Genomic DNA, 13,064 nt, shown 5'->3' with positions numbered 1-13,064 from the left:
CGCAAATGTCTATGGCGTCTCCAAAACTGGCCTGGCTGTGCGCTGACGCATCTCTGATCCCAGCCCCTCAGTGGCTGATCATCCAAGGCCGGTTCCCCACTTGGCTTTTCAGCGCCGGCTGCGCCGAGGCCGCAGCGCTACCGGCTTTGGCGCCCCCACTGCAACACCCACACCCACTGGGATGCCGCAGCCGCCCATAGTTGCCCGCAGCAGGGTCATTATCACGCGACATGCGCGGCGCATGGCGGGCGCGTTCGTTGACCTCGGCGGCGCGGCGCTGCTGGGGGGAGGTGCAGGCCAGGCGCGGGGCCTGGGTGATGACGCGCTCGGAGGCCGCGCCACATTGCGGGCAGACGCAGGCCAGGTTGCGGTCGGACAGGCGGCGCAGCGCGTCGAATTGGCCGCAGCGCTGGCAGACGTAGTCATAAGTTGGCATCGAAGTCTCCTGCACTCAAAGATAAAAGCGGGCCGGCACAGCGGCCCGCGCAAGCCAGCGTCTTACTTGTCGTACGAGATCGGCATATCGATGCTGCCATCCAGGTACTTGACCGGGCCGGCGGCATTGGGGTTGATGTCGAACTCAAAGATCTGCGTGGGCAGCCACAGGGTGGCGCAGGCATTGGGCACGTCCACCACGCCGCTGATATGGCCCTGCACGGGGGCGGTGCCGAGGATGGAATAGGCCTGCGCGCCCGAGTAACCAAACTTCTTCAGGTACTCGATGGCGTTGAGACAGGCCTGCTTGTAGGCCACGTTCACATCCAGGTAGTACTGCTTGCCCGATTCGTCGACGCTGATGCCTTCAAAGATCACATAGTCGTTGTAGGTCGGCACGATGGGGCTGGGCTTGAAGATGGGATTCTTGATGCCGTACTTGGCCATGCCGCCCTTGATGATGGAGACCTTCATGTGCACCCAGCCGGCCATCTCGATCGCGCCGCAGAAGGTGATTTCGCCATCGCCCTGGCTGAAGTGCAGATCGCCCACCGACAGGCCGGCGCCATCGACATAGACCGGGAAGAAGATCTTGGAGCCGCGCGAGAGGTCCTTGATATCGCAGTTGCCGCCATGCTCGCGCGGGGGCACGGTGCGCGCACCGGTGGCAGCGGCCTTGTCGCGCGCCTCGCCCTTGAGCTGACCCATGTGCGCCGTCGCCATGAAGGGCGGGTTGGCCAGGTTGCCGTCCGGGTTGGTGTCGATCAGCGCCTGCTCGCGCGCATTCCAGGTCTCGAGCATCTTGGGGTCGGGCAAGGTGCCGATCAGGCCCGGGTGGATCAAACCGGCATAGCGCACGCCAGGGATATGGCGCGAGGTGGTGAACATGCCCTGGAAATCCCAGATCGACTTCTGCGCCGACGGGAAGTGGTCGGTCAGGAACCCGCCGCCGTTCTTCTGCGAGAAAAAGCCGTTGAAGCCCCACTGGCTCTCGTCCTTGGCACCGATGTCGAGCAGGTCCACGACCAAGAGGTCACCGGGCTCGGCTCCTTTGACACCGACCGGGCCCGAGAGGTAGTGCACCGTGGTCAGGTCCACATCGCGCACATCGTCGGCGCTGTCGTTGTTCTTAATGAAGCCCCCCGTCCAGTCGTAGGTCTCCAGCACAAAGTCATCGCCGGGGTTGACCCAGCAGGCCATCGGAATATCGGGGTGCCAGCGGTTGTGCACCTTCTCGTTGGAAGGGGCCGGTTGGGACAGATCAACCTTGATCAGGGTTTCGGGCATGTGCAACTCCTGTGATGCAGTCAATGGAACAAGAAACGCGCGGGCGGCCCGCGCAAGCGGTGTCAAACCGACAGGTACGACTTGATGTGGGCCTCGTTGGTGTTGGCGCGGTCGGTCTCGTGCACGATGCGGCCGCCCTCGATCACGAACAGACGGTCGGCCACATCCATCGCAAAATGCAGCACCTGCTCGGAGACCACGATGGTGATCTCGCGCATCTTGCGGATCTCATTGAGCGCCTTGGCGATGTCCTTGATGATGGACGGCTGGATGCCCTCGGTGGGCTCGTCGAGCAGCAGCACCTTGGGGTTGGTGACCAGCGCACGCGCAATGGCCAGCTGCTGCTGCTGCCCGCCCGAGAGGTTGCCGCCCTTGCGCCGGCGCATATCCCACAGCACCGGGAAGAGTGCATAGATCTCGTCGGGGATCTTGCGGTCGCGGGAATTTTCCAGACCGGTCTCGATGTTCTCCTCGACGCTCAGGGTCGGGAAAATCATGCGGCCCTGGGGCACATAGGCAATGCCCTTGGCCACGCGCAGATAGCTCTCGTCGCGCGACACATCCTGCCCCGCCACCTGCACCGCCCCGCTCTTGAGCGGCAGCACACCCATCAGCGCCTTGAACAAGGTGGTCTTGCCCATGCCGTTGCGGCCCATGATGGCCAGGGTTTCGTTGGGCCGGCCTTCGAAGGAGATGCCGTGCAGCGCCTCGCTCTGTCCGTAGGCCACGTGGATATCGTTGACTTTCAGCATATGCGGCTCCTCAGTGGCCCAGGTAGACATCGATGACTTTGGGGTCGGACTGCACGGCCTCCATCGAGCCCTCGGCCAGAATCTTGCCCTGGTGCATGACGGTGACCTTGTGCGCAATGCGGGCCACAAACTCCATGTCGTGCTCGATCACGATCACCGAGCGGCCCACGCAGATCCGCTTGAGCAGATCGGCCGTCAACTCGCGCTCGCGCGCGCTCATGCCGGCAATCGGTTCGTCCAGCATCAGCAGCTCGGGCTCCTGCATCAGCAGCATGCCAATCTCCAGCCACTGCTTTTGCCCGTGCGACAGCAGGCCCGATTCCATCTCCAGCACATGGTCCAGGCCAATCTCCTGGGCCACCGCCTGCACGCGCTGCTGCACAGCGGGCGTGCACTGAAAGCGCAGCGCGCCAAACACCGAGCGTCCCTCAGGGTAGGACACCTCCAGGTTCTTGAAGACCGAGAGGTTCTCGTAGATCGAGGGCGTCTGGAACTTGCGGCCTATGCCCTTGCGCACACGCAGGTACTCGTCCATGCCCGTCAGCTCCTGGTTCTGGAACTTGATGCTGCCGCTGCTGGCCTTGGTCTTGCCGCAGATCAGGTCGAGCAAGGTGGTCTTGCCCGCGCCGTTGGGGCCGATGATCACGCGCAGCTCGTTCTTGTCGACATAGAGGGTCAGGTCCTCGATGGCCTTGAAGCCGTCAAAGGAGACCGTCAAACCCTCCACCGCCAGTGCGAAATCGGTATTGCTCATTGCATGCTCCTGGTTCAGACGCCTTCGGCCGCAGGCTTGCCGGCGACGGGCTCCTGCGCTTTGCTGCTGGTGGTTGCGGGCTTGGTGCTGGCAGGGGCGGCGCCGTGGCTGGGTGTACTGGCGGGTTTGGCTGCGCGCCGGGCCAGCAGCGGCTTGACCTTGCTGGCATACAGGCCCGCCAGACCATTGGGGAAGAACATGGTCACGACGATGAACAGGCCCGCCATGCAGAACATCCACAGATCCGGGAAGGTCTCGGAGAAATAGGTCTTGCCAAAGTTGACCAGCAGCGCGCCGTAGACGGCCCCCACCAGGCTCATGCGGCCACCGACGGCGGCAAAGATCACCATCTCGATGGAGGGCACAATGCCGACGATCGATGGCGACATAAAGCCCACCTGCAGCGCAAACATCGCGCCGCCAATGCCCGATATCGCAGCGGCCAGGCAGAACACAAAGACCTTGAACATCGACACGTCGTAGCCCGAGAAGCGCACGCGGTCTTCCTTGTCGCGCATCGCCAGCAGCAAGGTGCCCAGCTTGCTTTTCTGGATCCAGAGGCAGGCCACCACCGACAGCAGCAGCAGGCCGCAGCAGACGTAGTAGAGGATGTACTTGGCGCTGTCGGTGCGGATGTCCCAGCCCAGCATGGTGCGCAGATCGGTCATGCCGTTGACCCCGCCGGTGTAGCCCTGCTGGCCGATGATCAGCACCGTCAGGATCAGCGCCACCGCCTGGGTGATGATGGCAAAGTAGACATCGCCCACGCGGCGGCGGAACATCGCAAAGCCGATGATGAAGGCCAGCAGTGCGGGCACTGCCACCACCGCAAACAACGCAAACGGCAGGTACTCGAACGGCGTCCACCACAGCGGCAGCGCGGTGAGCTGGTTCCAGTCCATGAAGTCGGGGATGCCCGGCGTGGACTGGATCGCGGTGCTGACCTTGTCCGAGGCTTCGAGCTTGAGGAACATGGCCATCGCGTAGCCGCCCAAGCCAAAGAACACGCCCTGCCCCAGGCTCAGCACACCGCCCCAGCCCCAGAGCATCACCAGGCCCACGGCCACAAAGGCGTAGCACAGGTACTTGCCCACCAGGTTCAGGCGGAAGATGTCCAGCCCCAGCGGCAGCAGCGCCAGCAGCACGACGGCCAGGATGGCCACATGGCCCAGGCCGGTTCGCTCCAGCCACACACGCATATCTTTCATGGTTGTCATCCTTTGCACCGGCTTTAGCGGCGCACCTTGCTGGCAAACAGACCTTGGGGCCGCAGCATCAAGACCACGACGATGAAGGACAAGGTCAGCACCTTGGCCATGGAGCCACTCAGGAAGAACTCCGTGATCGACTGCACCTGGGCAATGCCAAAGGCCGATGCCACAGTGCCCAGCAGACTGGCAGCGCCGCCAAAGGTGACGACCAGGAACGAATCCACGATGTAGAGCGAGCCGGAGGTGGGCCCGGTCGAGCCGATGGTGGTGAAGGCCGCCCCGGCAATGCCCGCCACCCCGCAGCCAATGGCAAAGGTGAGGCGGTCGGTCTTCTTGGTATTGATGCCGATGGCGTTGGCCATCACGCGGTTGCTGACCGTGGCGCGCACCCGCAGGCCCCAGCGGCTGCGGTAGAGCGCGATCAGCACGCCGGCTGTGACCAGCAGCGCCAGCGCCAGCACAAACATGCCGTTGATCGGAATGTCCAGCCCCTCACTGGGCGACCAGGAACCCATCAGCCAGTCAGGCAGGGTGGGGCTCACCTCTTTGGGGCCGATCACCGTGCGGAACACCTGCTGCAGCCCCAGGCTCAGGCCCCAGGTGGCCAGCAGGGTATCGAGCGGGCGCTTGTACAGGTGCCGTATCAACGCCCACTCGGCCAGCCAGCCCAGCACAAACGCAAACACAAAGGCCGCCACGATCGACAAGGGGAAGTAGTAGGGCGTCCAGGCCGGGGCATGGGCTTCCACCAAGGTGGAGGCCATGAACACGGTGTAGGCGCCAATGGTCATGAACTCGCCATGCGCCATGTTGATGACACCCATCTGGCCAAAAATAATCGCCAGGCCCAGGCCCATCAGCAGCAGTACCGCAAACAGGCTGAGGCCCGCAAAGCCCTGCATCAGCCCGATATTCATCATTTCAGAAAAAGTCATGGCGCTCTCTTGTCGGGTGGTGGTCGGCGGCAGCGCGGGCCAGAGGGTGTTTGCCTATGGCCCGCGCCGGAGGGGCCGCGTTATTGGTAGCCTTTAGGGAACGGATCAGGTTTGATCAACTCGGGCGACTCGGACACCACCTTGAAGGTCCCGTCCGGCAGGCCCTGCGCAATGCGCGACTTGCTCCAGAGGTGGTGGTTGGCGTCGATCTTCACGTAGCCTTCCGGGGCAGTGTTGAGCTCGATGCCCGGCGAGGCGGCCACGACCTTGTCGACATCGAAGCTGCCGGCCTTCTCGACAGCGGCCTTCCACAACCAGGGGCCCAGGTAACCGGCCTGGGTCACATCGCCGATGACCGACTTGGGGCCGTACTTGGCCTTGAAGGCCTCGACAAACTTCTTGTTGTTGGGGTTGTCCAGCGTCTGGAAGTACTTCATGCTCGAGTAGAAGCCGGCAAAGTTCTCGCCGCCAATGCCCAGCATTTCGTCCTCGGTCACCGACAGGGTCACCAGGAACTGCTTGTCACCGGTGATGCCTGCGGCCTTGAGCTGCTTGTAGAAGGCCACGTTGGAGCCACCCACGACAGCGGCAAAGATCAGATCGGGCTTGGCCACCTTGATCTTGTTGATCAGCGAGTTGAAGTTGGTGTTGCTGAGCGGGTAGTACTCTTCGCCCACCACTTTGCCCTTCTGGAAGGTCTCGATGTGCTTGCGCGCAATCTTCATCGAGGTACGTGGCCAGATGTAGTCCGAGCCCACCAGGAACACCTTGGAGGCGTTCTTTTCCTTCTTGGCCCAGTCGAGGCTGTACAGAATCTGCTGGGTCGCTTCCTGGCCGGTGTAGATGACGTTCTTGCTCTGCTCCAGGCCTTCGTAGAACGTGGGGTAGTAGAGCAGGCCGTTTTCCTTCTCGAAGACCGGCAGCACGGCCTTGCGCGAGGCCGAGGTCCAGCAGCCAAACACGGTGGCCACATGGTCGCTGATCAGCAGCTTCTTGGCCTTTTCAGCAAAGGTGGGCCAGTCGGAGGCGCCGTCTTCCTTGATCACGCGGATCTTGCGGCCCAGCACACCGCCCATCGCGTTGATCTGGTCAATGGCCAGTTGTTCGGCCTGGATGGAGCCGGTCTCGGAGATCGCCATCGTGCCAGTCGACGAGTGCAGCTGCCCGACCACCACCTCGGTATCGGTCACCGCCAGCTTGGTGGTGTTGACCTGGGCGGTCGGCGGGGTCTGGGCGCGGGCCAGCATGGGCAGACCCGCCACGCTGATGGCACCCAGGCCTTGCAAGAGACGGCGGCGGCGAAGCGACTGATGGAAATCCTGAGACATGCTTTTCTCCTCAAGTGGTTCAGCGGGCTGAACTGGTAACGGGTTGAAACCTGTAGCCACTCTAAAAGTGCGGCCGCCAAACACCCATACGTCATTTGACGTAGCACCTGCGTAGCCACCGCAGGCTAAGCTTGCTCGCCCAACGCACCTTGGGGTGCACCTCACCGGCCGCACCTCACCGGCCACGTCTCGGCGACCACACCTGGCCGGCTGCACTTGGCCGGCCACACCTCGCCGGCCACACCTCGCCGGCCGCACCAGCCTTGCCGTGGCCTGAATATTGCTTGGTCTGCGGATCCCTTGCCCCCAGCGCCTGTGCGCTGCCTGTGATGACCAAACCGTCCCAAAAGATCTTCCCGATCCGCCGCGAATACAACGCCTGGGTGGCCGACGAGACCATGGAGGACTACGCACTGCGCTATACGCCGCAAAAGGCCCGGCGCTGGAGCGAGTGGCAGCTGCTGAACACGGCGATGGGCGGGCTGTCCTTTCTGGCGCTGGAGGCGATTGGCGCGACCATCACCTTGGCCTATGGCTTTAGCAGCGCCGCCTGGGCCATTGCGGTGATGGGCATCGTCATTTTTCTGACAGCCTGGCCCATCTCGGTCTGCGCGGCGCGCTATGGGCTGGACATGGACCTGCTCACCCGGGGCGCGGGCTTTGGCTACCTGGGCTCGACCATCACCTCGCTGGTCTACGCCACCTTCACCTTTATCTTCTTTGCGCTGGAGGCGGCCATCATGGCGCTGGCGGTGCAGATGGCGCTGGGCTGGCCGCTGGTGGTCTGCTATGTGCTGTGCGCGCTGGTGGTGATCCCGATGGTGCTCTATGGCGTCACCTTCATCTCCAAGCTGCAGGCCTGGACCCAGCCGCTGTGGGCCGTGATGCTGCTGACCCCCTACCTGTGGCTGGCCTTCCAGCAGCCGCAGTTTGTGCAGGAGCTGCCGGGCCTGTCGGGCCTGACCTCGGGCAGCGCCGATTTCAACTGGCTGTATTTCGGCTCGGCCAGCACGGTGATCTTCGCGCTGATCGTGCAGGTGGGCGAGCAGGTCGATTACCTGCGCTTCATGCCGCGCAAGACGGCCTCCAACCGGGGCCGCTGGTGGTTTTGTGTGCTGATGGGCGGGCCCGGCTGGATTCTGCTGGGTGCGGCGCGCATGTTGGGCGGCGCCTACCTGGCCTATGTGGCGCTGCAGTTTGGCTCGACCGTGGCCGAGGCCTCGGACCCCACCCACCTCTACCTCACCGCCTTTGGCAAGATCGTGCAGGACCCGGGCGTCGCCCTCTGGATTACGCTGGTCTTCGTCATCATGGCGCAGATCAAGATCAATGTGACCAATGCCTATGCCGGGTCGCTCGCCTGGTCGAATGTGTTCTCGCGCCTCACCCGCAGCCACCCCGGCCGCGTCGTGTGGCTGGTCTTCAACGTGATGATTGCGATGCTGATCATGACCCTGGGCGTGTTCAGTGCGCTGGAGAAGGTGCTGGGCATCTACAGCAATATCGCAGTCGCCTGGGTTGGCGCGCTGGTGGCCGATCTGGTCATCAACAAGCCGCTGGGCCTGAGCCCGACGGGCACCGAGTTCCGCCGCGCCTACCTGCACGACCTCAACCCGGTCGGCCTGGGCGCCATGGGCATTGCCGCGCTGGCCGCCGGCATTGCCTATAGTGGCCTGCTGGGCGAGCTGGCCAGCGCCTTTGCGCCCTATATTGCGCTGGCCATTGCGCTTTTGGTATCGCCGCTGCTGGCCTGGGCCACCGGCGGGCGCTGGTATATCGCCCGCCAGCCCGAGCAATTCGAGGCTGCGCAGCTGCAGTGCGCTGTCTGCCAGAACCAGTTCGAGCGCGCCGACATGGCCGGCTGCCCCGCCTATGGCGCGCCGATCTGCTCGCTGTGCTGCTCGCTCGATTCGCGCTGCCACGACCGCTGCAAGCCCAGCACGGCGCGGGCCCAGGTGCAGTGGCGCAGCCTCTACGAGAGCCTGCTGCCCCAGCGCATCCAGCGCAGCATCAACTTTCGGCTCGCGTCCTATGCGGGCACGGTGCTGCTGCTGACCAGCCCCATGGCGCTGGCCTTGTTCGTGGTCTATATGCAGCAAAGCCTCTCGCCCGGGCAGACGGATTTGCGCTGGGCCTTTGTGCGCGCGTTCTCGCTGCTGGCGCTGCTGTGCGCGCTCTACGCCTGGTGGCTGGTGCTGGCCAAGGACAGCCGGCGCATGGCGCGCGAGGAGTCCGAGCGCCAGACGCAGATGCTGATGCAGGAGATCGAGGCCCACCAGCGCACCGATGCCCAGCTGCAGGCCGCCAAGGAGCATGCCGAGGCGGCCAACCAGGCCAAGTCACGCTATGTGGCCGGCATGGCCCATGAGCTGCGCACGCCGCTGACCAGCATCCTGGGCTATGCCCAGCTGCTGCTGCGGCGCAGCGACCTGCCCGGCCCCGCGCACGAAAACATCAGCACCATGCTGCACAGCGGCCAGCACATGCATTCGCTGATCGACGAGTTGCTGGACCTGGCACGCATCGAGGCCGGGCGCCTGCGGCTGGACCCGGCGCCGCTGCAGTTCCCCGAGTTTCTCGAAGCGGTCAACCGCATGGTGCGGCCGCAGGCCCAGGCCAAGGGCCTGCAGTTCGAGCTGCAGACGCAAGGCCGCATTCCCGCCTGGGTGCGGGCGGATGCCAAGCGCCTGCGCCAGATTCTGATCAACCTGCTGGGCAATGCCATCCGCTTTACCGACAGTGGCAGCATCCGCCTGCAGGTGGACTGCCACAGCGATGTGGTGCGCTTTGACATCCGCGACACGGGCATCGGCATCGCGCCGCAGGACCATGAGCGCATCTTCATGCCCTTTGAGCGGGGCAGTGCCGGGCGCCGCGCCGCCAGCACCGGCACCGGCCTGGGCCTGACCATCACCCGCATGCTGACCTTGCTGATGGGCGGGGAGCTGAGCCTGCAAAGCACGCCCGGCCAGGGCAGCACGTTCTCGGTGCGCCTGTACCTGAGCGAGGTGCACAACCCGCCGCGCGCACTGGCCGGCCAGCCCCAGGCCCGCCCCTTTATCGGCGGCTACCTGGGCCCGCGCAGAACCCTGCTGCTGGTCGATGACCAGCCCATCCACCGCCAGCTGATCGCCGGCGTGCTGATCCCGCTGGGCTTTACCGTGCTGGAGGCGGCCAGCGGCCAGGAATGCCTGGAGGTCATCCGCGACACGCCACCCGACGCCCTGTTGCTGGACCTGAGCATGGACGACCTGAGCGGCTGGCAGACCGCTGCGCTGGTGCGCCAGCAGTACAGCGCCATGCACCTGCCCATCGTCATTGTCTCGGCCGACCTGTTCGAGAACCAGCCCGAGCAGCTCGAGCGCGCCGGCTGCCAGGCCTTTGTCGGCAAACCGGTGTTGGAGTCCGAGCTGATGGACACGCTGGCCTGGCTGCTGAAGCTCGAATGGATAGAAGACATGGCCGCTGGCTCGGCTGGCTCGGCTGGCTCTGCGACCACGGCCCCCGCAGCGCCGCCACCGGCGCCGCAGGAGCCGCCCCTGCCGCCGGATCTGCAGTCGGACATCACGCGCCTGGCGCGCTTTGGCGATGGCGCCGGCCTGCGCAAACTGCTGGCGGACGCCCAGGCCAGCCACCCCCAATCGCGCGGCACGCTGCAGGCCCTCGATGCCGCTGCCCAGCGTTTTGACTTTCCCCTCATTCTGGAGAGCCTCGGGCCTGCAGGGCCTGCGGACCACTGACCATGCCCACTTTCACGCCCCATGCCGGTGTTGTTCTCGTCGTGGACGATGCCGTCGAGACCCTGGGATTTCTCTGCGACGCGCTCAGTCAGCAGGACTACACCGTGCTGGTCGCCCGCAATGCAGCCGAGGCGCTGGAGCGCCTGGAGATCGCCACGCCGGACGCCGTACTGCTCGACTGCGTGATGCCCGGCGAGAGCGGCTTTTCGCTGTGCCGCAAGATCAAGGCCCACCCGGCCTGGGCCCATGTGCCGGTCATTTTCATGACCGGGCTGTCGGAGACCGACCATATCGTCGAAGGCTTTGCCTGCGGCGGCGTGGACTATGTCGTCAAACCGCTAAAGCTGCCCGAGGTGCTCGCGCGCCTGGCCCGCCATATGCACAACGCCCATGTGGGCCGCATGGCCCAGGCCGCGGTCGATGTGGCCGGCATGGGCGTGGTGGTGCTCGACCGCCAGGGGCGCCTGGCCTGGCGCTCGCCGCAAGCAGCGCTGTGGCTGGAACAGGCCTTTGGCGCCAGCGCGGCAGCGGCAACGGCCTGGTTGCAGTCAGCCTGGGAAACCGCCGCCCAGCACCCGCTGGGCAGCGGCAGCCTGCTGGCCCAGTCGGTGGGCGAGGTGGGCATTGGCGAGCGCATGCTGGTGCTGCGCCTGGGCCATGAGGGCCTGCGCGCCAGCACCCAGCGCCTGCAGGATGCAGCGCTGACGCCGCGCGAGACGGAGGTACTGGGCTGGCTGGCCAAGGGCAAGACCAACCGCGACATTGCGCAGATCCTGGGCATGAGCCCGCGCACCGTCAACAAGCACCTGGAGCATGTGTTTGAAAAGCTGGGCGTGGAGACCCGCGCGGCGGCGGCAGCCATCGTCAGCGGGTCGCTGAGCGCGTAAGCGGGGTGAAAGCCATAGGAAGGCTACGGATATTGCTTGGCTTGGAAGCCCCTGGTTGCGGGCCAAACGGCTTGCGCCAGCGCAAATAAATGTCCATCACTGCCTCTGGTCGCACGACATTTCGCCCAAGGCTTACGACATTTCAACTATCAATATTGATAGCATCTATCACAAACCGTGGTTGAGCCGGGCGGCCATTTGGCTTTAAGTTCGCAAAAAAAACCTTTGTCAAAAACTCGAAACACTCAGGAAAAACAAGGGTTTACCTTAGAAAAAACCCCAGTCTGTTCTCGTTAGGATGGCAGTCTTTTTCCCCTCAAGAGAGACAAGCCGTTATGAACAAGATGATGCAATGGACTGCACTGGCCCTGGCGGCCGCTACCGCCACCGGCGCCTATGCTGACGCCTCCTACCCCAACAAGCCCATCACCATCGTCGTGCCGTTCACCGCTGGCGGCCCGACCGACCGCGTGGCACGCGACCTGGCCGAGGCGCTGCGCAAGCCCCTCAATGGCGTGACCGTGGTCATCGACAATGCCGACGGCGCAGGCAGCACCATCGGCATGGCCAAGGCCGCACGTGCCAAACCAGACGGCTACACCCTGCTGCTCAACCACATCGGCGTGGCCACGGCCCCCATCCTCTACCGCAAGCTGTCCTTCGATGTGACCAAGGACTTCGAATACCTGGGCATCATCAACGACGTGCCGATGACGCTGATCGGCAAGCCCACCCTGGCGCCGAACAACTACAAGGAACTGGCCGCCTACCTGAACAAGGAAAAGGACAAGGTCAACCTGGCCAATGCCGGTATCGGTTCTGCCTCGCACCTGTGCGGCCTGCTGCTGCAAAGCACCTTGAAGATCCCGCTGACCGCCGTGCCGTACAAGGGCGCCGCACCGGCCATTGCCGACCTGATGGGAAACCAGGTCGATGTGCTGTGCGACCAGACCACCAACACCACCGGCCAGATCGAGGGCAAGAAGGTCAAGGCCTATGCGGTGACGACTTCCAAGCGCCTGACCACGCCATCGCTCAAGGACCTGCCGACCTTGCAGGAAGAAGGCCTCAAGGGCTTTGAAGTGACGATCTGGCACGGCCTGTACGCGCCCAAGGGCACGCCGGCCGACATCCTGAAGAAGGTCAACGACGCGCTGAAGGTGGCCCTGAAGGACCCCGAGTTCATCAAGAAGTCCGAGAACCTGAGCGCCGTGGTCGCTACCGACCAGCGCATCACACCCGAAGGCCACAAGGCCTTTGTGCAGGCCGAGATCGCCAAGTGGACGCCTATCATCAAGGCTGCTGGCACCTTCGCCGACTGATCTTCAGCCTCCATGCAAAAAGACTGCCTCGGCAGTCTTTTTTTCGTTGGACGCGGCGCGTTGCTACTGTGCGTATCAACCGCCCCAGACCACATCGGCCTGCTCAGCCGCGCTGCGGCGCAGCATCTCGATAAAGGGCACCGCCCGCTGCTTGAGGCCGACGCTTGCCTTCACATCCTGGCCATCGGCGTCTTCGGGGTCCTGGTCCAGATCCTGGGTTTTGGCCGCCTGCGCGCGCTCGTCTTCAGCCGCCACGGCGGCCTGCAGCGCCGCAATGGCCTGCGGAATCTGGTCGGTGGTGATGATGCCGCGTGGCGAGGCGTCCTTGCCGATGATCTGCAGCACCTTGCGGGCATCGGGCTCGAGCATGATCATGTCTGCAGTGGCCTGCGATTTGAATTTGAATAGCACGG

At 64.2% G+C, this 13,064-nt stretch carries 11 protein-coding genes; 3 read left to right on the top strand and 8 right to left on the bottom strand.

What is annotated here, in order from left to right; genetic code table 11:
* Positions 1 to 67: 67 nt before the first annotated feature.
* The 7 genes from N4T19_RS18680 to urtA all read right to left on the bottom strand — a co-directional run bounded on the left by N4T19_RS18680 (position 68) and on the right by urtA (position 6,702).
* Positions 68 to 436, bottom strand: coding sequence for an FmdB family zinc ribbon protein (locus N4T19_RS18680; RefSeq protein WP_260718752.1), 369 nt, complete (start codon positions 434 to 436; stop codon positions 68 to 70).
* A 62-nt stretch (positions 437 to 498) separates the two neighbouring features.
* Positions 499 to 1,722 carry a formamidase gene (gene fmdA, locus N4T19_RS18675; protein WP_182344789.1) on the bottom strand — a complete coding sequence of 408 codons (1,224 nt, stop codon included), beginning with the start codon at positions 1,720 to 1,722 and terminating at the stop codon, positions 499 to 501.
* A gap of 62 nt (positions 1,723 to 1,784) precedes the next feature.
* Positions 1,785 to 2,474, bottom strand: coding sequence for an urea ABC transporter ATP-binding subunit UrtE (gene urtE / locus N4T19_RS18670; protein ID WP_116926172.1), 690 nt, complete (start codon positions 2,472 to 2,474; stop codon positions 1,785 to 1,787).
* Between the two features lie 10 nt (positions 2,475 to 2,484).
* Positions 2,485 to 3,228, bottom strand: a complete 744-nt coding sequence (gene urtD, locus N4T19_RS18665) for an urea ABC transporter ATP-binding protein UrtD (RefSeq protein WP_021028661.1) — start codon at positions 3,226 to 3,228, stop codon at positions 2,485 to 2,487.
* 14 nt (positions 3,229 to 3,242) lie between these two features.
* Complete coding sequence (gene urtC, locus N4T19_RS18660) at positions 3,243 to 4,436, bottom strand: urea ABC transporter permease subunit UrtC (RefSeq protein ID WP_116926213.1); 1,194 nt, start codon at positions 4,434 to 4,436, stop codon at positions 3,243 to 3,245.
* A 23-nt stretch (positions 4,437 to 4,459) separates the two neighbouring features.
* On the bottom strand, positions 4,460 to 5,374 hold the full coding sequence (gene urtB / locus N4T19_RS18655; RefSeq protein ID WP_260718751.1) for an urea ABC transporter permease subunit UrtB: 915 nt from the start codon (positions 5,372 to 5,374) through the stop codon (positions 4,460 to 4,462).
* Positions 5,375 to 5,454: 80 nt separating this feature from the next.
* Positions 5,455 to 6,702, bottom strand: a complete 1,248-nt coding sequence (gene urtA, locus N4T19_RS18650; protein ID WP_021028658.1) for an urea ABC transporter substrate-binding protein — start codon at positions 6,700 to 6,702, stop codon at positions 5,455 to 5,457.
* Positions 6,703 to 7,031: 329 nt separating this feature from the next.
* Here urtA and N4T19_RS18645 point away from each other — a divergent pair, with 329 nt between their 5' ends.
* The 3 genes from N4T19_RS18645 to N4T19_RS18635 all read left to right on the top strand — a co-directional run bounded on the left by N4T19_RS18645 (position 7,032) and on the right by N4T19_RS18635 (position 12,651).
* Positions 7,032 to 10,442, top strand: coding sequence for a hybrid sensor histidine kinase/response regulator (locus N4T19_RS18645; protein WP_182344787.1), 3,411 nt, complete (start codon positions 7,032 to 7,034; stop codon positions 10,440 to 10,442).
* Positions 10,443 to 10,444: 2 nt separating this feature from the next.
* Positions 10,445 to 11,329: a response regulator transcription factor gene (locus N4T19_RS18640; protein WP_116926169.1), complete on the top strand. Its 885-nt coding sequence runs from the start codon at positions 10,445 to 10,447 to the stop codon at positions 11,327 to 11,329.
* A 344-nt stretch (positions 11,330 to 11,673) separates the two neighbouring features.
* Positions 11,674 to 12,651, top strand: coding sequence for a tripartite tricarboxylate transporter substrate-binding protein (locus tag N4T19_RS18635; RefSeq protein ID WP_409935211.1), 978 nt, complete (start codon positions 11,674 to 11,676; stop codon positions 12,649 to 12,651).
* A 75-nt stretch (positions 12,652 to 12,726) separates the two neighbouring features.
* On the opposite strand, the gene N4T19_RS18630 is transcribed toward N4T19_RS18635, so the two are convergent.
* Complete coding sequence (locus N4T19_RS18630; RefSeq protein WP_116926167.1) at positions 12,727 to 13,062, bottom strand: DUF1840 domain-containing protein; 336 nt, start codon at positions 13,060 to 13,062, stop codon at positions 12,727 to 12,729.
* Between the last annotated feature and the right edge of the window lie 2 nt (positions 13,063 to 13,064).

The organism is Comamonas squillarum (assembly GCF_025309455.1).
In the GTDB taxonomy this organism is placed as follows: domain Bacteria; phylum Pseudomonadota; class Gammaproteobacteria; order Burkholderiales; family Burkholderiaceae_C; genus Comamonas; species Comamonas squillarum.
Note: the sequence above shows the minus strand (reverse complement) of the source record. Positions and strands in the feature narration are given on the sequence as shown.

What these genes read in the sequence shown, in the direction of transcription:
- N4T19_RS18680 (WP_260718752.1), bottom strand. Translation starts at nt 436, where the DNA reads ATGCCAACTTATGACTACGTCTGCCAGCGCTGCGGCCAATTCGACGCG.
- fmdA (WP_182344789.1), bottom strand. Translation starts at nt 1,722, where the DNA reads ATGCCCGAAACCCTGATCAAGGTTGATCTGTCCCAACCGGCCCCTTCC.
- urtE (WP_116926172.1), bottom strand. Translation starts at nt 2,474, where the DNA reads ATGCTGAAAGTCAACGATATCCACGTGGCCTACGGACAGAGCGAGGCG.
- urtD (WP_021028661.1), bottom strand. Translation starts at nt 3,228, where the DNA reads ATGAGCAATACCGATTTCGCACTGGCGGTGGAGGGTTTGACGGTCTCC.
- urtC (WP_116926213.1), bottom strand. Translation starts at nt 4,436, where the DNA reads ATGAAAGATATGCGTGTGTGGCTGGAGCGAACCGGCCTGGGCCATGTG.
- urtB (WP_260718751.1), bottom strand. Translation starts at nt 5,374, where the DNA reads ATGACTTTTTCTGAAATGATGAATATCGGGCTGATGCAGGGCTTTGCG.
- urtA (WP_021028658.1), bottom strand. Translation starts at nt 6,702, where the DNA reads ATGTCTCAGGATTTCCATCAGTCGCTTCGCCGCCGCCGTCTCTTGCAA.
- N4T19_RS18645 (WP_182344787.1), top strand. Translation starts at nt 7,032, where the DNA reads ATGACCAAACCGTCCCAAAAGATCTTCCCGATCCGCCGCGAATACAAC.
- N4T19_RS18640 (WP_116926169.1), top strand. Translation starts at nt 10,445, where the DNA reads ATGCCCACTTTCACGCCCCATGCCGGTGTTGTTCTCGTCGTGGACGAT.
- N4T19_RS18635 (WP_409935211.1), top strand. Translation starts at nt 11,674, where the DNA reads ATGATGCAATGGACTGCACTGGCCCTGGCGGCCGCTACCGCCACCGGC.